General features: G+C 63.0%; 14 protein-coding genes and 1 pseudogene. 5 read left to right on the plus strand and 10 right to left on the minus strand.

The window, feature by feature from the left end:
* The first annotated feature begins 6 nt into the window (after positions 1–6).
* The 3 genes from VOI22_RS18975 to VOI22_RS18985 are packed head-to-tail and all read left to right on the plus strand — an operon-like array spanning position 7 to position 4409.
* Positions 7–600 carry a polysaccharide biosynthesis/export family protein gene (locus VOI22_RS18975; protein ID WP_323798001.1) on the plus strand — a complete coding sequence of 198 codons (594 nt, stop codon included), beginning with the start codon at positions 7–9 and terminating at the stop codon, positions 598–600.
* Positions 601–609: 9 nt separating this feature from the next.
* Positions 610–2982, plus strand: coding sequence for a GumC family protein (locus VOI22_RS18980; RefSeq protein WP_323798002.1), 2373 nt, complete (start codon positions 610–612; stop codon positions 2980–2982).
* A gap of 29 nt (positions 2983–3011) precedes the next feature.
* Complete coding sequence (locus VOI22_RS18985) at positions 3012–4409, plus strand: undecaprenyl-phosphate glucose phosphotransferase (RefSeq protein ID WP_323798003.1); 1398 nt, start codon at positions 3012–3014, stop codon at positions 4407–4409.
* Here the strand turns inward: VOI22_RS18985 and VOI22_RS18990 are convergent.
* The 6 genes from VOI22_RS18990 to VOI22_RS19015 are packed head-to-tail and all read right to left on the minus strand — an operon-like array spanning position 4403 to position 10531.
* Positions 4403–5329: an NAD-dependent epimerase/dehydratase family protein gene (locus tag VOI22_RS18990; RefSeq protein WP_323798004.1), complete on the minus strand. Its 927-nt coding sequence runs from the start codon at positions 5327–5329 to the stop codon at positions 4403–4405. The genes VOI22_RS18985 and VOI22_RS18990 overlap by 7 nt on opposite strands.
* A complete protein-coding gene (locus VOI22_RS18995) occupies positions 5329–6111 on the minus strand; it encodes a WecB/TagA/CpsF family glycosyltransferase (RefSeq protein ID WP_323798005.1) in 783 nt (260 codons plus the stop codon). The genes VOI22_RS18990 and VOI22_RS18995 overlap by 1 nt, the downstream gene beginning before the upstream one ends.
* A complete protein-coding gene (locus VOI22_RS19000; RefSeq protein WP_323798006.1) occupies positions 6108–7280 on the minus strand; it encodes a glycosyltransferase in 1173 nt (390 codons plus the stop codon). The genes VOI22_RS18995 and VOI22_RS19000 overlap by 4 nt, the downstream gene beginning before the upstream one ends.
* Complete coding sequence (locus VOI22_RS19005) at positions 7277–8437, minus strand: glycosyltransferase family 4 protein (RefSeq protein ID WP_323798007.1); 1161 nt, start codon at positions 8435–8437, stop codon at positions 7277–7279. Before VOI22_RS19005 ends, VOI22_RS19000 begins: the two co-directional genes overlap by 4 nt.
* Positions 8406–9707, minus strand: coding sequence for an O-antigen ligase family protein (locus VOI22_RS19010; protein ID WP_323798008.1), 1302 nt, complete (start codon positions 9705–9707; stop codon positions 8406–8408). Before VOI22_RS19010 ends, VOI22_RS19005 begins: the two co-directional genes overlap by 32 nt.
* Positions 9708–9709: 2 nt before the next feature.
* Positions 9710–10531 carry a glycosyltransferase family A protein gene (locus VOI22_RS19015; protein WP_323798009.1) on the minus strand — a complete coding sequence of 274 codons (822 nt, stop codon included), beginning with the start codon at positions 10529–10531 and terminating at the stop codon, positions 9710–9712.
* A gap of 232 nt (positions 10532–10763) precedes the next feature.
* Here VOI22_RS19015 and VOI22_RS19020 point away from each other — a divergent pair, with 232 nt between their 5' ends.
* Positions 10764–11303, plus strand: coding sequence for a methyltransferase domain-containing protein (locus VOI22_RS19020; RefSeq protein ID WP_323798010.1), 540 nt, complete (start codon positions 10764–10766; stop codon positions 11301–11303).
* Here VOI22_RS19020 and VOI22_RS19025 read toward each other — a convergent pair.
* On the minus strand, positions 11293–12936 hold the full coding sequence (locus VOI22_RS19025; protein WP_323798011.1) for a hypothetical protein: 1644 nt from the start codon (positions 12934–12936) through the stop codon (positions 11293–11295). The two genes, VOI22_RS19020 and VOI22_RS19025, sit on opposite strands and share 11 nt — an antisense overlap.
* Complete coding sequence (locus tag VOI22_RS19030; protein ID WP_323798012.1) at positions 12933–13724, minus strand: hypothetical protein; 792 nt, start codon at positions 13722–13724, stop codon at positions 12933–12935. Before VOI22_RS19030 ends, VOI22_RS19025 begins: the two co-directional genes overlap by 4 nt.
* 41 nt (positions 13725–13765) lie before the next feature.
* Here VOI22_RS19030 and VOI22_RS19035 point away from each other — a divergent pair, with 41 nt between their 5' ends.
* Positions 13766–15166: an oligosaccharide flippase family protein gene (locus VOI22_RS19035; RefSeq protein ID WP_323798013.1), complete on the plus strand. Its 1401-nt coding sequence runs from the start codon at positions 13766–13768 to the stop codon at positions 15164–15166.
* Positions 15167–15179: 13 nt separating this feature from the next.
* On the opposite strand, the gene VOI22_RS19040 is transcribed toward VOI22_RS19035, so the two are convergent.
* Together VOI22_RS19040 and VOI22_RS19045 are read right to left on the minus strand one after the other, a co-directional pair.
* Positions 15180–17759: an FG-GAP-like repeat-containing protein gene (locus VOI22_RS19040; protein WP_323798014.1), complete on the minus strand. Its 2580-nt coding sequence runs from the start codon at positions 17757–17759 to the stop codon at positions 15180–15182.
* A gap of 296 nt (positions 17760–18055) precedes the next feature.
* A pseudogene (locus tag VOI22_RS19045) lies at positions 18056–23790 on the minus strand (hypothetical protein); the annotation flags it as partial.

Raw genomic sequence — 23790 nt, forward strand, 5'->3', positions numbered from 1 at the left:
AGACAGATGCGATCAGCCTTCACTCTCGCATCGACCCGTCTTGCGGCCGGAGCTGTGATGGGACTCGTTCTGTGTCTCGGGCTCTCAGCCTGCGGCACAAATGATATTGACGAGTTGCCGCCACCGTCGACGCCGACCATTGCGGAATACAGGCTGGTTGCCGGTGACCGCGTGGCGGTGACGGTCTTCGGGCATCCGGAGCTGTCCGCTATTGTCGATATCTCCGACGATGGACAGATGGAATTGCCGCTGGTCGGGAAGATCGATGCGCGCGGCAAGACCGCGCTGGAACTTCGCGCCTTGGTGACTGGTATCGTCGACCTCAATTACGTGATCGACCCCAAGGTCGATATCGTCATTGCCCGCTATCAGCCTTTCTACGTCCTGGGTGAAGTGAACACGCCGGGCAGTTTCGATTTCGTCCTCGGTCTCAACTTGCGCAAGGCGGTGGCTGAAGCAGGCGGCTTCACACGCCGGGCGGCAAAATCCCAGGCCTTGCTGACACGGCGCACCGAACACGGCCAGACGGTGCGCGATGTCAGTCTCGATACGTCCATCTATCCGGGTGACGTGATCGAAATCAAACGGCGCTGGTTCTAGGGGACGGGCATGGCGAACGTTACGGCATTTCCCAGATCCAGGCGCTCCAAGACGCCACCGTCAGCCCTGTTCTCCGATCCGCTTGAAACCGGTGAGACATTCGACCTTTGGCGTCTCATGTCGGTCATGCGCAGGCGCTTCTTCCTGATCCTGTTCGTGATGCTGCTGATACCCCTGGTGACCGGGCTGATCGTCTACGCGATGAAACCGGTCTATTCGGGGTACACAAAGCTGCAGATGGTGGAGGCCAATGGGGCGGCCAGCATTCAGGGTTTTACCTTGCCGGCAGCGCTCTCATCCGCCAGCACGAACCTGCCGACGGAAACCGCCTATCTGAAATCCCGCGCCTTCGCCACGAAGCTGATCGACCGGCTCGGCCTTGATGACGTGCCGGAGTTCAACCCGTCCCTGAAAAAGAAAGGTGAGGTGGGCTGGCGTCAGACGGCGAACGAACTCCTGGAAATCCTGCATCTCCGTGAGTGGGTATCCGGCTGGATCGAGACCGGGGATCATTGGCTGCAAGAGAATTTCGGTTTTGATGCCGGCACTTTTCTGGCAGGCGCCAGCAAACCTGAACGCCTCACTCCGGAAGCGCTGCGCGCGGATGTCACCGACAATTTCCTTGAACGGCTGACGGTTGATGGCGAGCAGCTCTCGCGGGTCATAACCATTGAGTTCCGGAGTAACGATCCGGCCCTGGCCGCCCGTGTCCCGAATACCATCGCGGAGCTCTTCCTGGAGCAGAAACGAAACCAGCGGGACCGCGCGATCCGTCAATCCAGCCAATGGCTGACAGATCAGGTTGCGGCGCTGCAGGAGCGGGTGCTCGATTCCGAACAGAAATTCGAACGGTTCCGCCGCGAGGAAGGTCTGCTCGATATCCGCGGCACCGAGCTGATGCAGCAGCAGCTTATCAAGATGAACGACCAGTTGATCCAGGTCAGCACCGAGAGGGCGGAACGGGAGGCACGGCTGCGTCAGGTACAGCTGCTGATCGACCAGCCGGACGGGACGGCCAGCCTGGCACCGGTCCTCGCTTCCCAGCTGATCAACAATCTGCGTCTCCAGGAATCCCAGATCCAGCAACGCCTTGCAGAGCAGCTCACAACTCTGCGCGACGGCCATCCGGACGTCATCAAGACCCGCCGGGAGCTTGAGGACGTGCGCATCACGATCGCTGGTGAAGTGCGCAAGATCGTGCAGTCGATGCGCAACGAGACCGAGATCGCCCGGGTGCGCGAGGCGAATGTCGCCAATGCCGTCGGTGAGTTGAAAGCGGTCATGGAATCCCAGGCGGATGCCGAGATCGAACTGCGCGCCATTCAGGCAGAGGTCGCGGCCAACCAGAATCTCTACGAGGTCATGCTGAACCGGCTTGCGGCGGTGGATCTGGAGGGCCGTGAGCCGGATCAGGTCGGCGCCGAGGTTATTTCGCGCGCCGTGATGCCCCGGGTGCCGGTCTCGCCGAAGAAAAAACTGGCGGTGCTCGCCTCTCTGATCGCCGCGATGGTCATTGCCGCCTTGCTGGCGCTGCTGATGGATTTCCTTATCCGCGGCTTCAAGAATGCCAAACAGGTCGAGCAGGCAACCGGCCTGCCGGTGATTGCCAGCATCCCGCTTTCGCTGCAGGTGGCGGATACCGGCACGCCTCTTTTCGAGATGGTGCGGCGCAGGCCGGGTTCGGCCGTCGGTCAGGGTATCCGGAAGCTGCGCACGGCGCTCAATCTGCTCGGCGAGGGCAAGCAGATCCGCACGGTGCTGATCACGTCTTCTATCGCCGGTGAAGGTAAATCCTCGATCGCCCTTGCTCTGGTAGCGAACGCCGTTTCGGCCGGTCTACGGACGCTGATCATCGATTGCGATACCGTGAACGGCACTGTCACAAAGCAGATAGACAGCGTGACGAACCGTGGCCTCAAGCAATATCTGAACGGTGACGGAGAGGTCGAGGACGCTATCGAGTTCGATATGGCCACCGGTATCCATTACGTCGCAACCGGTGGCGTGCTGTCGAATTCGGACGACCTTTTCGGTTCCCGGCGCATGGCCGAATTGCTGCGCTACAGTGCAGAGAGTTTCGATTTCACAGTACTGGACAGCGGCCCGGCCTCGGTGGTCTCCGACACGCTGGTACTGGTGCCCCAGGTCGATGCGACCGTTTTCGTGGTCGAGTGGGAGCGCACGCGCCGGGAGACGGCGGAGCAGACTATTCGCGAGGTCTACGAGGTTGGCGAGAATCTGGCCGGGATCGTGATGTCTAAAAACAATCTCCGGATCCAGTCGATCGACGGCGGGGCGGAGGCTTATGACGGTCAGTATTACGGGGTCGATTCGGCGCCGCCGGATGACGATGGTGAGCCGGAATGGGCGCGCGCGAGATGATGTGGTACCGGGTCTGGGCGCGCTAAGCCATGCGTAACAAAACGCTGATCTGGCTGGCAATCTGGTTGGCCGCGCTTGAAACGCTGGCCCTCTTCGCGATCAATATCGTCGCCTATGCTATCCGCAACAGAAGCTTCGAGCTGACCGAGGAGTATGTGTTCGGCGGGCTTTTCATCTGCGCCCTTTATCTGGTCTGCGGGATCAGCCAAAGCAGCTATGCCTTTCACCGCAGCGATGTGGAGAGAATCCATGTCATGCAGGCTTTGCGTTGCTGGGTCGGCACAATGGTCGTTTTTGTCGTTGCCCTTTACGCCTTCAAGATATCGGAGGAGTTCTCGCGCGTCTGGTTGCTCGAAATGGTGCTGGGCGGCAGTGTTTCTTTGATCCTGGTGCGGACCGCAGTGCTGGCCTGGGCCGCCAAGGCGCGCCGCAGTGGCCGGTTCGCCAGCCGGGTCGCGGTGCTTGGCTCACCTCGCCTGGTGAACGAAGCAGTGCAAACATTGCTGACCTATCGCGGAGGCCCCCGACTGGTCGGAGGTTTTGTCAGCGAGGGGCTTGGGAACGAGACCGTGCAGAGCGTTCCGCTGCATGGCAGCGAGGAAAGCCTGCGCCGGATCATCGCGGCTGGGCGCGTCGATGATGTCCTGCTGTGTTACGAGCCCGACGAGGAAGTTGCGTTTCGCGCTGCACTTGGCGCCCTGAAAGACCAACCGGTCAATATCCGCTTGCAACTGCCATCCTATCTGCATGGTGTGCCGGCGCTCGGGATCGACCGGATCGCGGGGCAGGCCAGTCTGGTCCTGGCCGATCTTCCCATCGTCGGTTGGGAGAGTGTGCAGAAACGTTGTATCGACCTTTTTCTGGGGTCGCTTTTGCTTCTTGTCCTGGCACCGGTGATGCTGATCATCGCGTTTGCCATCCTGATTACCATGGGCCGCCCGGTTCTGTTCCGGCAGAAACGGTATGGCTTCAACAACGACGAATTCATGATGCTGAAATTTCGCAGTATGCGGCGGGACGATGGCGAGGACGCGGGCGACGCGGTCCTCCGCCAGGCCACGCGCGATGACCCGAGAATTACCGCGCTCGGCGGGTTTTTACGGCGGACCAGTCTGGATGAATTGCCACAGCTTCTGAATGTGCTGGGTGGCAGCATGTCGCTTGTCGGGCCGCGCCCGCATGCGGTGTCCCACAACGAGCATTATGCGGGCCTGATTGACGGCTATCTCGGTCGGCATAGGGTCAAGCCCGGCATCACCGGCTGGGCCCAGGTGAATGGGTTGCGCGGTGAGACCGATACGCTCGACAAGATGCGCCACCGGGTCGAGCTTGATCTGCATTACATCGAGAACTGGTCTCTCGGCTTCGACCTGAAGATCCTTGCCCTGACGGTGATCGAAGTCGGGACCGGCCGGTCCGCCTATTGAGAATTTGTGCCGCGCTGCCAGTCGATGGTGCGTTGCAGGCCGTCTGCCAGCGTAGTCTGCGCGCGAAATCCGAAAAATTCTGCCGCCTGCCCGGGGTTACCCAGGGAATGGGCAACGCCACCTGACCGTCCGGGGCCGGGCTCAATCCGGATATTACCGCCGCAAAGCTGGCCAATCTCTGTGGCGAGGGCCTTCACACTGGTGGCGATGCCGGTGCATCCATTCACGATCCGGGCACCAGGCCAGGGCTGAGAAATGCAAGCGGTCAGCAGGCGGATGAGATCGTCAATAAAGATGAAGTCCCGGCTCTGGCTTCCGTTGCCGTCCACCCGGAGCGGCGTTCCCGATAGTGCGGCGGCGATGAAGCGGGAGATCACGCCGGCATAGGGCGAGCCAGCATCCTGGCCAGGACCGTAGACGTTAAACGGCCTGACGATGGTCGCGGAGAGACCGTTATCCGCGGCCTTCAAGGCATAGCGTTCGCCCTGCAGCTTGTCGGCGCCATAGGAGGACAGGGGCAGGCATGGATAGTCCTCGGAAACCGCGCCAGGTCCCGCATCGCCATAAACAGCCGCGGAGGAGATGAGTACGAGCGGGATGTGGCTCCGCGTGGCGGCGGTAACGGCATTAGCCGCACCGCCCGCATTTACGGCGTGCGCTCGCTCCGGGTTCGCTTCGGCGGCGGCGATGGAGGCGATTGCCGCCAGATGGAAGATGCCGTCCATGCCCTCTGCCAGCCTCGCGAGTTTATTCGCATCGGTGACGCAGCCTTCTTCGAGGCGTGCAGCCGGTGGCAATGTCGCGGGATCGCCGGAATACAAATCGTCCAGCACGGTCACTTCGTGCCCGGCCCCAAGCAAGGCGGCGGTCAGGTGCCGGCCGATAAAGCCGCAACCGCCGGTAACAAGATGGTGGGCCATCAGCCTCTCCCCCGCCTGCACCAGTGGCAGATCAGATCGAGCAGGGCGAACCAGACAAAGCGGGTGTTGTGCAGCAGATAGCGGCCAAGCAGACGGCGCGGTTCCTGCGTCAGACGGTACAGCCATTCAAGACCGAGAGACTGCATGGCGCGCGGGGCCCGTTCCAGCCGGCCCGACAGGAAATTGAAGGCGGCACCGATGCCGACCATGGTGCCGTTCACGGCTGCGCTATGCCGGGCCATCCAGAATTCCTGACGTGGGCAACCGAGGCCGATGAAGATCAGCCTGGCGCCGCTGGCATTGATACGTGCAGCCGTCTCCGCGTCAAATTCGGGGCGGACAGGGAGCAGGGGAGGGCTATCCCAGCCGACAACGTTCAGCTTCGGATGGGTCACCGCGAGGGCGCGGCGGAGATCTTCGAGTTCATCCGGCATGCCGCCATAGAAATAGACCGGCAAACCCTCGCCTTCCGCCTGTGAGATCAGCCAGGCGGCAAGATCCGGCCCGGCCACCCGTTCGCTTCCGCGGTGCCCTTTCAGGGCAAGCATCCATTTCACCGGCATGCCGTCCGGTGTGATTAGAGCCGCGCCGTCGAGGGCGGCCGCGAATTCCGGATCAGCCTTGGCGAGCGAGAGGGGGTGGGCGCCGGAGACGCAGATATAGGCCGGTTTTGCAGAGCGGGCGCGCGCAAGAATAGCCTCCCCGATTTGAGCAAAACGCCCGGCGGCGATCCTGCGACCCAATACCGTTACCATTTCGACATCGTTATGAGTGCCCGTCATGCTGTTGCTCCGTCGCCGGTCAAGCTTCGGTAGATCAAGGTCTGCTGAGTTGTTGTCTCAGCCGTGGTCAGGTGCTTCTCGTAATGGTCCCGCGCCGTTGCGCCCCATCGTGCCAGCCGGTCCGGATCGGCGAAGGCGGCATCGATGGTGCCGGTTATGCTGTCCGGATTGAAGGGGTCGAACTGGGCGCCGGTCCGGTCCTCCTGCACCAATTCGCCAAGTGCACCGATATTGGAGGCAAGCACAGGCAGGCCAGAGGCGAAGGCTTCCCCCAGCACCATCGGGAAGTTTTCGTAGCACCGCGACGGGATAATGCAGAGTGCGGCCCGGCGCATCTCGCCGGCGATGGCCTCGGGTTCGAGCGGGCCAAGGGCGACAGCGCGGCCGTCCCGGACGGCTTCATCCAGAACCGGTGCGTCGGGCCCCTCGCCAACCACACTCAGGGGCGGCCAGTCTCTTTTCCAGAGGCGGAGCAGCGCGGCAATGCCTTTTTCCTGTGAGAGCCGGCCGACATAGAGAGCGCCGGATCTTTCTTGCGGTTCCGGTTTTGCGGTAAAGAGAGCGCCCGGGCTGTTCGGTTTCACAATGATCCGATCGGCAGGAAACCCGGCGGCGACAAAACGGCTCTTCGAGAATTCCGAGAGGGCGATGAAGCGGTCGACCGACTGGCTCCAGGTGCCCTTGTCACGATGGTGTGCGATCATGCGTGCGAGGGCGAAAGACCCGAGGGTCGAGTTGCGGTAACAGCGATGCAGAACGGCCTGATATGGGTTGGCGCCGACACAATCCTCGCAGATCCGGCCATCCCGCATGAGCAGGGCCGAGGCGCAGATATTCCGGTAATTGTGCAGCGTCTGCACCACGGGTACGCCAAGGTCGCGGGCGGCGTCATACAGCGAAGCCGTGATCAGCGGGAATATGTTGTGCGCATGAAGGATGTCGGGCGCGTGCTCCGCGATCTCGGCCCGCAATTCCGCCCGGAGCGCGTCTGTGCCCGGCAGCGACCAGGCCGTTTTTGCCTTGTCCCAGATGGTCGAGATAGCCTCGTTGTCTCGTTCGAGAAGTGAAACGTCGTGGCCTGCCTCGCGCAATGCGGCCATCTCGGCCTCGACGGCCCGGTCCTCTCCCCCGGTCTGCTGGTAACGGCAATGAGCAAACAGGATCTTCATTGGTCCCACACCGTCTCGATGGCCTGCATCATGCGCCGGAGTGTATTTTCATGTGAGAAACGGGCGGCTGTCTGGCGCGCCGCGTCTCCCATGGCGATCCTGGCAGCGGCCGGAGTATCGAGCGCCTGGCCGAGCGCTTTCCCGGTGGATGTCGGGTCGGCTGGATCGAAAAGCCAACCGTTCTCTTTGTCCGTAACCATTTCCTCGGCGGCCTGCGCCCGGCAGCTCGCCAGCACCGGGAGTCCCGCCGCCATGGCTTCGTTGACGACCAGGCCCCACTCGTCGGCAAGGGTGGGAAATGCGAGCAGGTCGGCATCGGCCATCAAGGCGGGGACATCCTCGTAGGCCACGTCGCCAAGCAGGGTGAGCTTGAGGTTGGGCGGCAGCACCAATGCCTCCAGCGCTGCCCTTTCCGGACCGTCGCCAATCAGCCGCCAATTCAACGCCCGGCCCGGATGGGCCGCACACCAGGCGATCAGATGCTGCAGAAAGGGCCGGAGGCCCTTGCGCGGAATCAGACTGCCGACCGTGACGAGCTGGAGGGTCTTTTCATCGTCGGACACAGACCGGCCGGATGTGTCGAGTTTTGCGAACCGGTCCAGGTCGGTCGACTGGTGAATGCGAAAAATCCGCTCGGGCGCGAACCCGATGCTTTCAAGATACCGGGCGCCGGACTCGCCGTTGGTCATGGCCCCGTCCGCACGTTTTGCCATCAGCCGCCGGAGGGTCGTGCGTACCCATCCGCGACCGCGCTCGCTGTCCTCGGATAATGTGGCCCAGACCAGAAATCTGCTGCGCCGGCCCAAGAGCGGTGCCAGGCAACGATACAGGCAAGCCTGCAGGGTGCGGGCGCCGAACTCGGAGCTGATCACGACATCCGGGGCCAGCGCGCACAGGCGCGGCAGCATATCGACGGTCAGATGCGTGGACAGATCCTCGCCGAAACCGTCCGGATGCCGCCGCCGGTAAGGCAAGGTGAGTGAGCGGGAAACACGGACATCGAGCCCGCGCCAGTCCGCCTTCCAGGATCGGTCCGCCTCCATGCCGGTGGAGACCAGCACGGTCAGTCGGCGCACCTCCCGCTCCAGCGCCTGCAACAGCGCGACGCGGTAGGGCGGCACGAAATTAAGGAGCAGAACGACGGAGCAGCGGGGCATGCGGAAGCGATCCCAGGACCAGGCCGGAAAGGATGAAAATCGGGACCATGTTGTAGAAATAGATCAGCACATTGTCGGTCAGCATCAGGGCAAGCAGTGTGGCCTGCGCCAATAATGTCGAAGCGCCGATGGAGGTCTCCCGGGCACCCCATTTCTGGAACCGGGTATATTGTCGGCGACAGGCCACCATCATGCTGCCGAAGGCGCCAAACCAGAGCATCAGGCCAATGATCCCGTAATCGTGCCAGATCCGCAGATAGTCATTATGCGGCTGTTCGATGCCGGCATGCAGGATCGCCAGGGCTTCTGAGCTGGAGGCGGGACCCTTGCCGACGATCGGTGCCTCAAGGGCGGAGTTGATGACCGTGGTCCAGGCCAGGATCCGGCCCATCGTGTTGATTTTCACGCCGCCGACCGCCGCCGACAGATCGCCGGTGAAGAAGCGCTGTTTCAGCGGCTCGAAATTCAGCAGCATGAAAGCTGCCACCCCGACGGCGATCGCAAGGATTGCTATCGTGCGGAACCAACCGGTGAAACTGTTCAGCCGAAGCTGCGCCAGAATGAAGACGCCGAGGCCCATGCCCATCGCCGCGCGGGAGAGGGACAGCACCACCACCGCATAGAGGAATAGAGCCAGCCAGAGATCGCTGCGCGAGCCATGCCGCCAGTAGCCGCAATGGATGGCAATGCCGATCAGCAGAAACCCCGCAAGGGAGCGCGGCGCAAAAATCTCCAGATGACCGAAACCGAGCACCGGGATGGCCAGCACATAGACGATCGCCGGAATCCAGATTGCGATCAGTATTGCGCGAACGATGGCCCGGGTCGGCGCACGGATGCTCTTCGCCACCTGTGCCGCAATGATGAAAGATAGAATGCTGGAGATGATGACCACCGTGTTCTGAATGCCTTGCACCGTCAGTCGGTAGAAGATGAAGCCATAGGCGATCCAGGCGGTGAACAGGAGGAACATGAAGATCGGCCAGCGGATCTCGCGCACAACGTAGGGCCGCATCAGAAAGTGCATCACCAAGAGCACGACGAAGAACAGAGTGAGAAAGCCGCCGAGAGAGATCTGCGGAATGATTCGGAACTGGGCCGGAATGGTAACAAGGGCCTGCGTGAAGATGATGACCATCAGCAGAGACACGCTGAGCGGTGCCGCCTGACCGAGCTGCCGGGTGCCGGTGGCGCTGCGGTAAAAGGCTGCGCGGGCTCTGTCAGTGCCGGCACTGTCCGGCGTTCCGGGCACGCGAGGATATCTCGCCATGGTCAGGCTGTTCCCGATGGTGCGTGCAGCTGGCCACCCAGGTTTTTCATGCCGAGCCGGATGGACCGGGCCGCTGCGGCGAGCTGCGCCCACAGCGGGATCGCCAAGGTGCTGCGCGCCTCTGCCCGTATCAGTGACAGGGCATCGGCATAATCCTGCTGGCGCTGGGCTGCGAAATAGCTGTCAGCCCTGCGCTCGCGGAGACAGGTCACAATGTCCGTGTGACCGATCCCGCCGACCCGGAGCAGCCGGAAGTAGAACGCATAATCGATGCAGATATCGAGTCGCTCATCATAGCCTTCGGCCTGCTCCCATGCCGCGCGGCGGAAAAGCACGGTGGAATGGGTGATCCGGTTGGAAGCGTACAGCATGGCGGGTGTGATCCGGCTCACCTGCGCTTCGGCTTCCAGCGCGGCTGGCGGTTCAGGTATGGCACCCTCGAACATGATCGCTTCCGAACAGGCCATCGCCAATCCGGGATCGGCCTCAAGCATCGGAAGCGTGGCCCGCAGGCGGTGCGGGAGTGCGATATCATCTGCGTCGAGGATAGCGATATAGCGGCCCCTGGCAGCATCGATCGCCTGGTTGAGTGCCCGTGCCCGGCCCTGGCGGCCACCCTCGATAACAAGGATACTCGAATCAGCTTCAGCCTCGGCGCGTGCCGCCGCCAGCGTACCGTCCGTCGACCCATCGTCGAACAGGATGATTTCCACCGGCTCGTCCGCGTCCAGCATGGTCGCAGAGCGGAGTGCCCGTGCGACATGTGCCTCCGCCTGGAAAGCAGTGGTGACAACGGAAACGAGAGGGGATTGGGCCGCCAGCATGTGTCCTCTGGTTAAAACGCGGGCAGGGCTGTTAACCTATCAGATCGATACTCTGTCGTATATCGTGTCGGATCACGGGTTTCAGTGCTTTCGCAACCGGTTGTGCCGCAGTTTTGTGCAGTTTGGTTAATAGATCGTGTGCGCCATGACTCTTCGCAGATTATTTTTCGAGTGTTTCAGGCGCCCCCTGCGGGACTGGCTTCAGGAGCGCAGGCTGAGACAGGCGGTCGCGATGGGTGCGCCGCTGAAGATCGTGCTCGGCGGGACGGCCCCGGCGCCGGACTGGTTCGGCTCCGATATCGGCTTTTTCGATGCGACGCGTGCGGCTGCTTGGGCGGAGCTTATCGGGCATGAGGGTGCGGTCGACCGGCTGCTTGCCGAGCATGTGTTCGAGCATATTCCGCCGGAGTTGATCCCGGTCGTGTTGGAGAACGCGTTCCGCTATCTGAAGACGGGCGGAACCATCCGGATTGCGGTTCCGGACGGACACAATCCCAACCCTGACTATATACGGCATGTCGAGCCCGGCGGTATCGGCCCCGGCGCGGACGACCACAAGCAACTCTTCACAATAGAGAGCCTGAGCGCCGCGCTGGAGGTTGCCGGATTCCGGGTTGAGCCCGGAGAGTGGTTCGATAGTGCAGGACGCTTCCACGAAGAACAGTGGAGTGAGGAGCGGGGCCATATCTACCGCTGCAAACGGCACGGCACTCCGGACAAGAGTTTCCCCTCCTCGCACCTCTCGCTGCTGGTGGATGGGGTCAAGCCGTGACCGGCCCAATGTCTTTGAACAATATCCGATAGCGGGCCGTCGTGATTTCGCCTGGCGGTGGGGGTGGTGCGGCATTGGACCAGACCCGCAGCCGCCCGCTGATCCCGTATTGCGGCGCCGCAGCGGTGACCTCGGTCAGCGGCAGATCGCTTTCCAGCCGTGCTCCGTCGAGCGCAAACGCGGCGCCGTCTCTCGCCTCCTGTTCGGGCTTGGCCGACGCAGGCAAGGTCAGCCAGGGCAGATGCAGCATCGCCTCATCAGGTGCTTCGGTCAGGGTCAGGGCATCCTCGATGCCTATGGACCCGGCCGCGAAGTCGAACCGTCGTTCGAAACGGAAGGTGGACGTCTCGCCGACGATTTTATCCGGCCCGGCCCAGCGGAAATCAGTGCCGGAGAGCAGGGTGCGGAATGTGCCGCCATGTTGCTCGAAGACCGGCAGCGGCAGGGACAGGGCGGTATAGATGCTGTCCGGCAAGGTCTCGTCGCCATAGGACGACAAGGGCCGCACGCCGTCGGCCGTGACGATGTAAGGCAGGGGCTGCGCCGCCGTGATGGTTCGGCGTGGCAAGGTGGTGATCGCGGAATAGGCCGCATTGCGGATAACCCGGATGCCGTCTTCCAATCCGTCCTCCGCCGGAAGTGGCAGAGGTGTGCCGGGTTCGGGTGAGGCGGCGAGTTGTTCCACCGCGAGCTTCAGGATCGCACCGGCGAAGGCGAGATAATCCGGCCCGTTATTGTAGGAATGCCAGCCGATCCGGCGCTGGTGCGGGTGATGCGGCGGCGGCGAGACGTCCTCCGTCTCGTCGATCCGGGTGATCATCAGGGGCAGGGTGCCGTCTGGTCCGAGGGCCGCCTCCAGCCGGTCGGCAATCGAGCGCAACAGGGAGATTGAGCCTTCCGGCGCGCAGCCAAGCCGAAGGCCGGTTGCGAGCGCCAGCGCCGCGGCGGCATATCCGAAGCTCTGAAACCGCCCGCGCCCGACGGCATTCACTTCGCCATCATGCAGCGCGGTCCGGACAAGGGCATGGAGGGCCGCGCGAAACCGCTCACGCAGATCGGCGGACGGCTCTTCAAGTACGGCGATCTGGTAACCCAGCAGCGCGGTCGCGAAGGCATGATACTGCTGGGTCGGGGCGCCGCGCTGGTCCTCGATGAAACCGCCCGGTTTCTGGTAGACGGCAAGGGCCAGCCAGCGCTCAATCCGGCCGATAGTCTTCTCAAGCCGCCCTGTGCCGAAAAGCCTGACGGTGCTGCGCAGAAGGGTCCAGTTGGCGACACGGTTGCGGACAAAGCGCATTTCGCCGAGCACATCCCCGGGCTCCCGGTAGCCGGAGACGGGGCCTGATCGGAACAGGTCGGCAAGTGCGAATCGCACGAATTCCCAGTGAAAACGGTTTTCCCAGGCGCCGATCCTTGCCTGCTTGTTCTGCCGTTTCAGACGCTCGAGTGCAGCGGCGATGTCATCCCCGAAGCGCTCCGGCCATCGTCGCCAGAGCATGGCGGCGAAAGCGGTGCTGTAGAATTCCGTTTCCGCGAACCCGGTTTCGCGATCGCATTGTGCGGCCAGAGCTCCGGCGATCTGTTCCGCGATCCGGTCAAATCGCGCGCCGACTGTGCCTTCAGGAACGCTCAAAAGTCATCTCCCAACGCCATCTCCATTGAGAGCGCAATGCGCTCCTCGGAATTCAGGCTGGCCAGCCCGCTGGCCTGCAATTGCAACGCGTCCCGACCGCCGCGCTCCGCAGCATACCAGAGACGGGATTTCAGACCCGGAACGGACAACAGCGCCCGGCTTGCCCAATCGGGCAGGGACAGCCTGGCAAAACGATTGAACCAGCGAACCCAGAGAAGCGCATAGGGTGGCTTCGGGATCAGCCTTGCATGCACGACCCAACCCTCCGGAGCATCCCGGATATAGAGAACCTGCTCGAACGCCGACAGGGCTTCGGATTCTGTAACCCGGATTTCGAGCGTTCCGTTGAAGCCGGAAAGCGTGGCATGGCGGACCGGGTGCTGGTGATAGATATTGCTGCCGGTATGCTCAAAACGCTCGCCTGCGATCGCTGCTACGGTGAAAGACTCAGCCGAAAAAACCGCCCGGACGACAAAATCCTGAAAGAGCGAGGGCGAAAGCGTGGTAAGCGAGGCGGAGAGAGTGAGGCTCCGTTCGCGGAGCCTTGACGTGAGGACAGTGCTCCACCGACCCTCGGACATTTCGACGGTCAGGTGCCGCTCGCCTGCCTCGGGACCGTTCTTGAGTGCGCGATCCTCCGTGATGCGGGCACCATGACGTTCAGGCGCAAGGGTGAAGAAAGAGTGACGGTCGGCAGTTTCAATTCCAAAATCGGTTCCGTGCACACCGCCACAGCGGATCGCGGCCGGTACACCGTATTCCCAGTCGCACTCAATGAGGTTCGTCACACGCATTCCCGTTTGGCCGGTGCCGCAATGGAGATCAGCATATGACGAGCGAAAGCACACCGCCAAGTTCCGAGCTGCCAAGTTCCGAGCCGCCGCCGGGCAAAGAGTCATCCGGCGCGCTCAAGCTGTTTCTGGAGAGCCCGCGCAGTTACGCGCTGGTGGTGCCGACGGTCAATGCCTGTGTCGCGGCCACCGGGCTGTTCATTCCATGGTTCATGGAGCCGGTCTCGTTCGGCCAGTTTATCCTGATCTCTACCTTCGTGCAGTATCTCTGGCTGCTCGATCTTGGGACATCGCAGCTCATCACCCGGACGTCCGCGCGGATGAAACAGGCCGGCCTCAACAGCCCGGCCGGCGTCCGGGTTCAGGGCATTCTCTGGACCCGTTTCTATCTTGCGGTCATTGCCACCGTGACGGCTCTCGCGCTTGCCTATGCGTTTCGGGATTCCTTCAAGGTGCCGCTGCCCATGCCAGCGACCCTGCTCGCGATTCTGGCCGGCGGCACGCAGTTTATCCTGATGGGACATCTGGCTCTTTACCGTGGGCTCTCGACCTACGGGCTGTTCACCACGAACAATTCGATCGTGCAGGTCGGATTGACGGCACCGCGGGTGCTTGGCCTCTATTTCGGGGGGCTTTCCGGTTGCTTCGCGGTTCTCATCCTCTGGTTCGGTGGCGTTGCCGCCAGCATGCTGCGCCGGGACCCGCCGAGCATCCGGTATCATCCCAGTCTGGACCGCATGCGCCGGACTGTGGCGGCGGCATTCCCGCTGTTCGTATCGGTCTCGCTCTGGAGCGTTTTCATGATGGCGAATCGCTGGTTCGTCGCGGATCTCGCCGATCCAGAGACCTACGGGCAATTCTCTTTCGCGGCGGCGGTGCTCGGCCTTTATGCCGGAACCTTCGGGACCATTGCGCAGGCCTATTACCCGAAACTATCGGCCGAAGCCTATGCGGCTGAGCCCTTTGCCCTGTCGCGCCGGGTGGTTGGCGATGCGCTGAAACTGGCGGCGGTTATTTCGGTGCTTTCCACCATCGGCGTGATGCTGGTCAAGCTTGTTGTGCCCTTCGTTTACGTGGCCTATGCGGCAGCGGTTCCGGCCCTGAAGATCTTCCTGGTCGCGGGGATTCCGATGATCAGCGCCTCGTGGCTGATGCCAATCGCCATGTCGGCACGAACCCGGCCGATTCGGGAAATTGTGGCCGTCTATTTTCTGGCCATTGGCACGCTCTGGGCCGGAACCGTCATTGGATTTCGTGAGGCCGGACTCGAAGGCGTCGGGATCGGTGTGATCGTTGCTTCATTTGTCATGCTGGGCGGCCAGTCGGTGCTGCTCAGGCGCAGCCGCGTTTTGTCGATCAGGGACTCGGCCAGGCTGGTTTTGAGTGTGTTACTGCTAAGCGGGAGCGTGGCGCTGATCAGCCTTTATGTAGCGCCATGATCGGGGGGAGCGATCAGATCAGGTCGCTCCAGAGATTGCCGGTCAGCCCCGCGGTAACCACGTCGGGGCCGTCCATTTCCCAGATCGAGACCTGTCCGGTATTCGTATTCTCAAGCTGGATATCGGCCTTGCCGTCGCCCGAGAAATCCTCGGCCTCCCCGACCGTCCAGCCATCCTGTAGCGAGCCGGCGAAGGTTTTCTTTGCGGTGGCGCCGGCTTCCATTTCCCAGACCGAGACCGCCGTCTCGTTGTCGCTCACCAGCAGGTCGCTCGAGCCGTCCCCATTGAAATCGGCGATTTGCTTGATATCCCATCCCGCGCCGAGATGCCCTGAATAGGTCTTCGCGGTTGCCGTGCCGCCGTCCATTTCCCAGACCGAGACCGCGTTGTCCGCGCTTCGGGTTAGAATGTCGGCTTTTCCGTCTCCGGTGAAATCCTCAACCGATTCGATCTTCCCGCCCGTACCGAGATTTCCGGTGTAGGATTTGCTGCTGGCGGTGCCGCCGTCCATCTCCCAGACGGAGACGGCGCCGGTCTGGTTCTGGAACACGATGTCGCTCTTGTCGTCGGCATTGAAATCGACAACGGCCGCGACGCTCCAGTCCTGGGACATGTTCCCGGCATAGGACTTGGTCATCGCTTCGCCACCGTCCATTTCCCAGACGGAGACGGCCCCGTCCTGGTTGCGGAACAGGATGTCGGCTGTGCCGTCTGCATTGAAGTCCGTGATGGCCTCAACAGTCCAGTCTGAGGTCATGGTTCCGAGATAGGCTTTTTCGGTTACCAGGCTTCCGTCCACGAGCCAGGCCGATACGCCCCCGTCCTGGTGCCGGAGCAGGATGTCCCGGCCGCCGTCGGCGTCGAAATCGGCCGTCCCGGAAATACTCCAGCCGTCGCCGAGATTGCCAGAAAAGCCCTTGTCGACGACCAGCCCGTTATCCATTTCCCAGACCGAGACGACGCGGTTCGTGCTGTCGTAGATCATGATGTCGTCGTCGCTGTCTCCGTCGAAATCCGCAATGGTGTGGATTTGGAAATCGCCGACATTGCTGAGATTGCCGGCATAGCTCTTCGCCATCGGCGTGGCGCCGTCGAGTGTCCAGACAGAGACGTCGCCCTCTTCGGAAACGGTAGCCAGATCCTGCTTGCCGTCGGCGTTGAAATCGCCGGCGCCGGCTATCGACCAGTCCAGATGCTCGGGTTCGGTGGAGAAGGCAAGGGAGGTGCCGCCGCCCTCAGACGTCGCCGTGACTGATTTGAACTCGCCACCCAGGGTGAAGGAGGCGTCTTCCCTGCCGTTACCGTCCGAATCGATTGAGACCAGGGTATTGCCGCCATTGGCGGTCAGGGTGACGTTGTCCGCGGTGAAAGTGGCGCCCTTCACCAGGATCGACTCTCCGTCCGCGAGGTCGGCGACGACGTCGCCGTCGATCTCGCCCACGGTGCCCTCGAAACTGTCCTCGCCGGTGCCGCCCTGTAGCGTGTCTGCCCCGTCGCCGCCGCTCAGCGCGTCATTGCCGTCGCCGCCATCCAGGGTGTCGTCGCCGATGCCGCCATCCAGGATATCGTCATCGCCACCGCCGGAAAGCGTGTCGTTGCCGGCGTCGCCCTGCAACGTATCGCTACCGAGACCGCCATCGAGGTGGTCGGCATCGCCACCGGCGACAAGGCTGTCGGCGCCGTCGGCCCCCAGCAGCGTATCGTCGCCGACGCCACCCCGCAGCGTGTCGTCGCCGAGACCGCCGTCGAGGCTGTCGGCGCCCTTGTCGCCATCGAGCAGGTCGTTGCCGTCGCCGCCGATCAGGCTGTCATTGTCATCCTCGCCGAATAGCTGATCGTTTCCGTCGCCACCATCCAGGCTGTCGGCTCCCCTGCCGCCATAAATCGTATCGTCGCCGGTTGCGCCTGACAGGGTGTCCGGGGCATTGCCGCCTGACAGGCTGTCATCGCCGGCACTGCCCGCCACGCTCATCTGCAGGCCGGTGTCGCCGCCTGAAGGCGTTACCGTGACCGAGTTGAAACTTCCCTGAAGGGTGAAGCTGATATCCGCCGTGCCGTCACCGTTGGTATCGACGGCCACTGTCGTCACGCCTTTGTTTGTCGACAGGATGATATTGTCGGAGGTCAGGGTGAGGCCGGATAGCAAGACCGTTTCACCGTCCTCGAAATCGCTGAAATGATCGCCGTCCAGTTCATCCGCAGTGCCGCGGTACAGGTCGTTACCGGCCCCGCCGGCAAGCGTGTCTGCGCCGGCCCCGCCTTCGAGCGTATCGTCTCCGATGCCGCCGTCGAGCATGTCGACGTCGTCGCCCCCGAACAGAACGTCGTTGCCCTCGCCGCCGCTCACATCATCCCGGCCGGCATCGCCATACAGGAAATCGGCGCCGGCAAGTCCGGTGATCGTGTCGTTGCCGCCGAGACCATAAATCGTGTCGTCGCCGGTATCGCCGACCAGGAGATCCTTACGTTTGGTGCCTGTGATAAACATGTTCTGAGCGATAGCCCTGTTGTTTCCGAACGGTGCGTACGTCGGAACACCGTCTTGTCCGTGTCGTTTGCCGCGGCTTCCGATGTTTTCGGAAGGGCGGGTCATTCACACTCCGGTTCGGGTCTCCCGTGAGATCCGGCTGACGCAGTGTCAATCTGTGGTTATGTAAGCAATGTGCGGATAATTACGATAAAATTTAATATGTTTGGTCTGGGCACACCTCTAGTTTCCCGTCCGGTATCGTGAGACCATAGGTAAGATGTTTTAATATTTGGTTATTTTCGCGCGCGGTCACGGTTTTTCGCGGATAGAAGCAACGATCTGCCGCCGTCCGGCCGGTGACATGAGGGAAGGAAACGGGCACAGAGAGAGGCGGGGCCCTGTGGGCCCCGCTGCGTGGATCAAATCAGATCGTTCCAGAGATTGCCGGTCAAGCCCGCAACCACGACGTCGGCGCCGTCCATTTCCCAGATCGAAACCTGGCCGGTTTCGGTATTCTGCAGCTGGATATCCGCGGTGCCGTCGCCGTTGAAGTCTGCAACCTCACCGATTTCCCAGTTCTCCTGGAGCTTTCCGACATAGGATTTCGAGGAAGCACCGCCGGCATCCATTTCCCAGAGGGAAACGATACCATCCGCGCTCGCCGTCAGCAGATCTTGCGAGCCGTCGCCATTGAAGTCGGCGATTTTCTCGATTTCCCAGCCTTCGCCGAGCTTCCCGACATATGTCCGGGCCGTGACGGTGCCGCCGTCCATTTCCCAAACCGAGACCGCGCCGTCGGCGCTCTTGGTCAGGACGTCGGCCTTGCCGTCGCCGGTGAAATCCTCGACCGCCTCGACTTTCCAGCCCGCGCCGAGCTTGCCGGCGAAGCTCTTGCTGCTCGCGACGCCGCCGTTCATCTCCCATATGGAGACGGAACCGTCGTTCTTGACGGCCATGATGTCCTGTTTGCCGTCGCCGTCGAAATCCGCGACCGCGCTGATATCCCAGTTGCTGTCCAGAGTCCCGGCATAGCTCTTGTTGCTCGCAGTACCGCCGTCCATCTCCCAGACCGAGACCGCACCATCCGAATTACGAGCCAGGATGTCGGATTTTCCGTCGCCATTGAAATCGGCGAGCGATTCGACTGTCCAGTCCGAAGACATTTGCCCCGCATAAGAGCGATTGGTGACGGTGCCGCCGTCCATCTGCCAGATCGAGACCGCGCCATCCTGGCCCCGGAGCAGAATATCCAGCCCGCCATCGCCGTCGAAATCAGCAGTGCCGGTGATTTCCCAACCGGGCTGGAGACGGCCCGAGAACACTTTCGCGTCGGCCGTGGTGCCGTTCATCTCCCAGACAGATATGGCGCCGTCGGTGCCATGCAGCAGGATATCGTCGTCGCCGTCGCCGTCGAAATCCCCAACGGCTTTGATCGAGAAGTCACCGCCACGGTTGAGCGCACCGGTCAGGCCTTTCGCATCCGCCGTTGCGCCGTCGAGGGTCCAGACCGACACATTACTCTTGTTCGAGACCAGCAAGAGATCCTGTTTCCCGTCGCCGTCGAAATCGCCGGTGGCCTGTACCTTGAATCTCTCCTGGTTCGGGTCGATAGCCGGTTCCGTCGAGAAGGCGAGCGTCGTATCGCCCGATGCCGCCGAAGCGGTGACGGACTTGAACTCGCCGTCCAGCGTGAAGCTGGCATCCGCATTGCCGTCGCCGGTCGAATCGATGGCGACAGTGGTGACACCGTCTGCGAAGGTCAGCGTGACATTGTCACTGGAGAACTCCGCGCCCTTGATGAGCACGGCATCCCCATCCGTCAGGTCGCTGATCGTATCGCTGGAGAGATCGGACCCGGTGCCCGCGAATGTATCGTTGCCCGCGCCGCCGGTCAGCATGTCGGCGCCGTCGCCGCCGAACATCAGGTCAGCACCGTTGCCGCCAACCAGAGTGTCGCTACCGAGGCCGCCGGAGAGGATATCGTTGCCGTCGCCCCCCGACAGGGTGTCGTTTCCGGCGCCACCGGACAGGGTATCGTTTCCGGCACCACCATCCAGCAGATCGTTTCCGGCGTCGCCGGAGAGTGCATCCGAGTTGGCCCCGCCGAAAATCAGGTCGTCGCCATCACCGCCAACAAGCGAATCTCTTCCGTCACCGCCGGACAGCGTATCGTTACCGATACCGCCGAAGAGGGTGTCGTTGCCGATACCGCCCTTCAGTATATCTGCGCCTTCGCCGCCGGACAGGATGTCGTTGCCGTCGCCGCCATCCAGAGTGTCGTTGCCCGCATCGCCTACGAGTGAGTCGGCGCCAACTCCGCCGGAGAGCGCATCATTACCAGCGCTACCGGAGAGGGTGTCGTTTCCGGCACCGCCCTTCAGTACATCCGCGCCGTCGTCGCCGATCAGCAGGTCTGCGCCATCCGCGCCTGACAAGGTGTCATTGCCGAGGCCGCCGGAGAGGGTGTCGTTGCCGGTGCCGCCATCAAGCAGGTCGTTCCCGTCACCGCCATAGATCAGATCATCGCCGCCGAGGCCTCTGATCGTATCGTCGCCGATGGTACCGAGCAGGGTGTCGGCGTTCTCTGTCGGTACCGCTTCAGTGCTGAAGGTAAGCGTCGTGCGGCCGTCTGCCGTGCTCGCGGTGACGCTGAGGAAAGTGCCGGCGATGGTGAAGGCCGCATCCGCGGAGCCGTTGCCGTCCGCGTCGATTGTCACCGTGGTCTTGCCGTCGGCCTGTGACAGGCTGACTTTATCGGCACCGAAGGAGGCATTGGCGATCACCAGATCGCCGGTCTCCGGATCGAAGCCGGTGATGCTGTCGCCATCGAGATCGGCAAGATCGCCGACAATGCTGTCCGCACCGGCGCCGCCGTCGATTGTGTCACTGCCGGAGCCGGCCGCGATTGAATCGTCGCCGCTGCCGCCGGAGATCAGGTCGTCGCCCGCGCCGCCGTCGATCGTCTCGGCATTGTCGCCGCCGGTGATCTGGTCGTTTCCGTCACCGCCGTCGATGCTGTCGGTGCCGCCGCCGCCGAAGATCGTGTCGTCGCCCGCGCCGCCGTCGATGGTTTCGGCTGTATCGCTGCCGGTGATGACATCATTGCCGTCGCCGCCGCTGACATTGTCCGCGCCGCCTTCATTGACAATTGTGTCGTCGCCGCTGCCGCCGAGCACCGTATCGACGCCGCTACCCGCGGTAATGACATCGTTGCCATCGCCGCCGTCGAGCAGATCGTTCGCGCCGCCACCGGAGAGCATATCGTCGCCCGCGCCGCCGCTGATGGTCTCGTCAGCATCGCTGCCGGAGATGGCGTCGTTTCCGTCACCGCCGTCAAGGCTGTCGGAGCCGCCGATATTGACAATAGTATCGTTGCCTGCGCCGCCGGAGACAGTGTCGTTTCCGGCACCGCTGTTGATCTGGTCGTTACCCGCGCCACCGGTCAGCGCGTCATTGCCCGCACCGCCGTCAATCGTGTCGTCGCCCGCGCCGCCGTCGATCACATCGCTGCCATCGCCGCCGGAGAGCAGGTCATTGTCGGCACCGGCCGTGACCGTGTCGTCACCTGCTCCGCCAACCACCGTGTTTGCGCCGGCCCCGGCATCGACGCTGTCATTGCCGGCGCCTCCGTCGAGGACGTCACTACCGTCGCCACCGGACAGGGTGTCTGCGTCGTCGCCGCCATCAAGGCTGTCGTCGCCCGCACCGCCGTCGAGGGCATCCGCTCCCGCGCCGCCGCTCAGCGTGTCGGAGTCGGCACCGCCCTGGAGGGTGTCGTCGCCGTCACCGCCATCGATTGCGTTGGCACCGTCGCCGGCCGTGATCTCGTCATTGCCGAGGCCGCCTTCGATCGTATCGTTGCCGGCCCCGCCATCCATGACGTCATCGCCGCCACCGCCGGCAAGATTGTCGTCACCTGTGCCGCCACTCAGCGTGTCGTTGTCCGCACCGCCGTCGAGGATGTCGTTGCCTTCGCCGCCATCAAGCTGATCGCTTCCGGCTGCACCGGACAGCGTATCGTCGCCGCTCGCACCGGAGAGGGTATCCGCACCATCCGCGCCGTCGAGTGCATCGTCGCCTGTGCCACCGTCGAGGCTGTCGTTTCCGAGCCCACCGTTAAGTGTGTCGGCACCGGCACCGCCATAGAGGGCATCGTCGTCTGCCCCGCCATGCAAGATGTCATCGCCGTCACCACCGACCAGCGTATCGTCTCCGCTGGCGCCGGAAAGCGTATCCGCCCCTGTGCCGCCATCGACAGAGTCGTTACCGGCCCCGCCATTCAGCAGGTCGTTGCCGGCCCCGCCGTCAAGGACGTCGTCGCCGCCGAGACCGTCAATCGTATCGTCGCCGTCCGTGCCGGTCAGGCTGTCGGCGCCTTCAGACGCGGTGACGTCGGGAGAGAAGCTGATGGAGGTCTTGCCGTCCGTCGAGGAGGTGGTGACCGAGTTGAACTCGCCAGCCAAACTGAAGGTCGCGTCTGTGGAGCCGTTGCCATCTGCATCGATCGCGACCGTGGTCGTGCCGTCGGAAGTGGTCAGCGTTACCGCATCGTCGCCGAAGGACGCATTGGCGATCACCAGATCGCCGGTCTCCGGATCGTAGTCGGTGATACTGTCGCCATCGAGATCCGCAAGATCGCCGACAAAGCTGTCCGCACCGTCGCCGCCTGCAAGCGTGTCGGCACCGGCACCGCCAGTGATCTCGTCATCGCCCGCGCCGCCGGAAATCAGATCGTCGCCTGCACCGCCATCGATTGTTTCCGCATTGTCGCCGCCGGTGATCTGGTCGTTGCCGTCGCCGCCATCGATCTCATCGGCTCCGCCGCCACCGGAGAGCGTGTCGTCACCAGCTCCGCCGTCGATGGTTTCCGCCGCGTTGCTGCCCGTGATGGCATCGTTTCCGGCGCCACCGTCGAGAACGTCTGCACCGCCCTGGTTGACGAGCGTGTCATCGCCCTCGCCACCGAGAACAGTGTCGGTTCCGGCGCCGGCCGTGATCGCGTCATTGCCGGTACCGCCATCAAGCAGGTCGTTACCGCCACCGCCGTTGAGCGCGTCGTCATCTGCACCGCCGGAAAGCGTGTCCGCGTCGGCGCTGCCGATCAGCGTGTCGTCACCCGACCCACCATCCATGGCATCCGAACCCGCGCCGCCATCCAGGACGTCGTCGCCGACCCCGCCATAAAGGGCGTCGTCATTGTCACCGCCCGAAAGGGTGTCATTGCCGGCCCCACCATAGAGCTGGTCGTTCCCGGCACCGCCGGTGATCTCATCATCGCCTTCAAAACCGGCGAGCACATCATCACCGCCGAGACCGTCGAGTGTATCGTTACCGCCGAGGCCAGACAGGGTGTCGTTGCCTTCGAAGCCGCTGATGGCGTCGTCGCCCTCGGTCGCCTGCTCGTCTGCAATGACGATGTCTTCGACATTGGAGACCGTCAGGCCGTCCAGGTCGGAGCGTGTGTCGACATAGAGCGTGTCGTCGCCGGCACCGCCGTCCACGACGCCAGAGTCGCCTGCATAGATCGCGTCCGCACCGTCGCCACCGGACACAGTGTCCGTGCCGTCGGTTGCGTCAATCGTGTCATCGCCGGCACCGCCATTGAGAACATCGTTCCCGGCGCCGCCATCAAGAACATCGGCATCCGCGCCACCGTTCAACGTGTCGCTGTCCGCGCCGCCATAAAGCGTGTCGGAGCCTTCGCCACCTGAGAGGGCGTCGTCACCGGCACCGCCGGTGATCTCATCGTTCCCGGCGCCGCCGTCCAGAACGTCGTCGCCAGCCAGGCCGTCGAGTGTATCGTTGCCAGCCAGACCGGACAGGGTGTCGTTGCCTTCGAAGCCGCTGATGGCATCGTCGCCTTCGGTCGCCTGCTCATCCGCAATGACGATGTCTTCGACATTGGAGACCGTCAGGCCGTCGAGGTCGGAGCGGGTGTCGACATAGAGCGTGTCGTCGCCGGCACCGCCGTCCACGACGCCAGAATCACCGGCATAGATCGCGTCCGCGCCGTCGCCGGCATTGACCGTGTCGCTGCCGTCTGTCGCGGAGATCGTGTCGTCGCCTGCGCCACCGTAGAGCACGTCGTTCCCGGCGCCGCCGTCAAGCAGATCGGCATCCGCGCCACCCGACAGGGTGTCGCTGTCAGCGCCGC

The sequence above is a fragment of the Nisaea sp. genome (assembly GCF_034670185.1).
Lineage (GTDB): Bacteria > Pseudomonadota > Alphaproteobacteria > Thalassobaculales > Thalassobaculaceae > Nisaea.

Bases quoted from the DNA above. Each gene is read 5' to 3' on its own strand.
- VOI22_RS18975 (WP_323798001.1), top strand. From the start codon at position 7: ATGCGATCAGCCTTCACTCTCGCATCGACCCGTCTTGCGGCCGGAGCT.
- VOI22_RS18980 (WP_323798002.1), top strand. From the start codon at position 610: ATGGCGAACGTTACGGCATTTCCCAGATCCAGGCGCTCCAAGACGCCA.
- VOI22_RS18985 (WP_323798003.1), top strand. From the start codon at position 3,012: ATGCGTAACAAAACGCTGATCTGGCTGGCAATCTGGTTGGCCGCGCTT.
- VOI22_RS18990 (WP_323798004.1), bottom strand. From the start codon at position 5,329: ATGGCCCACCATCTTGTTACCGGCGGTTGCGGCTTTATCGGCCGGCAC.
- VOI22_RS18995 (WP_323798005.1), bottom strand. From the start codon at position 6,111: ATGACGGGCACTCATAACGATGTCGAAATGGTAACGGTATTGGGTCGC.
- VOI22_RS19000 (WP_323798006.1), bottom strand. From the start codon at position 7,280: ATGAAGATCCTGTTTGCTCATTGCCGTTACCAGCAGACCGGGGGAGAG.
- VOI22_RS19005 (WP_323798007.1), bottom strand. From the start codon at position 8,437: ATGCCCCGCTGCTCCGTCGTTCTGCTCCTTAATTTCGTGCCGCCCTAC.
- VOI22_RS19010 (WP_323798008.1), bottom strand. From the start codon at position 9,707: ATGGCGAGATATCCTCGCGTGCCCGGAACGCCGGACAGTGCCGGCACT.
- VOI22_RS19015 (WP_323798009.1), bottom strand. From the start codon at position 10,531: ATGCTGGCGGCCCAATCCCCTCTCGTTTCCGTTGTCACCACTGCTTTC.
- VOI22_RS19020 (WP_323798010.1), top strand. From the start codon at position 10,764: ATGGGTGCGCCGCTGAAGATCGTGCTCGGCGGGACGGCCCCGGCGCCG.
- VOI22_RS19035 (WP_323798013.1), top strand. From the start codon at position 13,766: ATGACGAGCGAAAGCACACCGCCAAGTTCCGAGCTGCCAAGTTCCGAG.
- VOI22_RS19040 (WP_323798014.1), bottom strand. From the start codon at position 17,759: ATGACCCGCCCTTCCGAAAACATCGGAAGCCGCGGCAAACGACACGGA.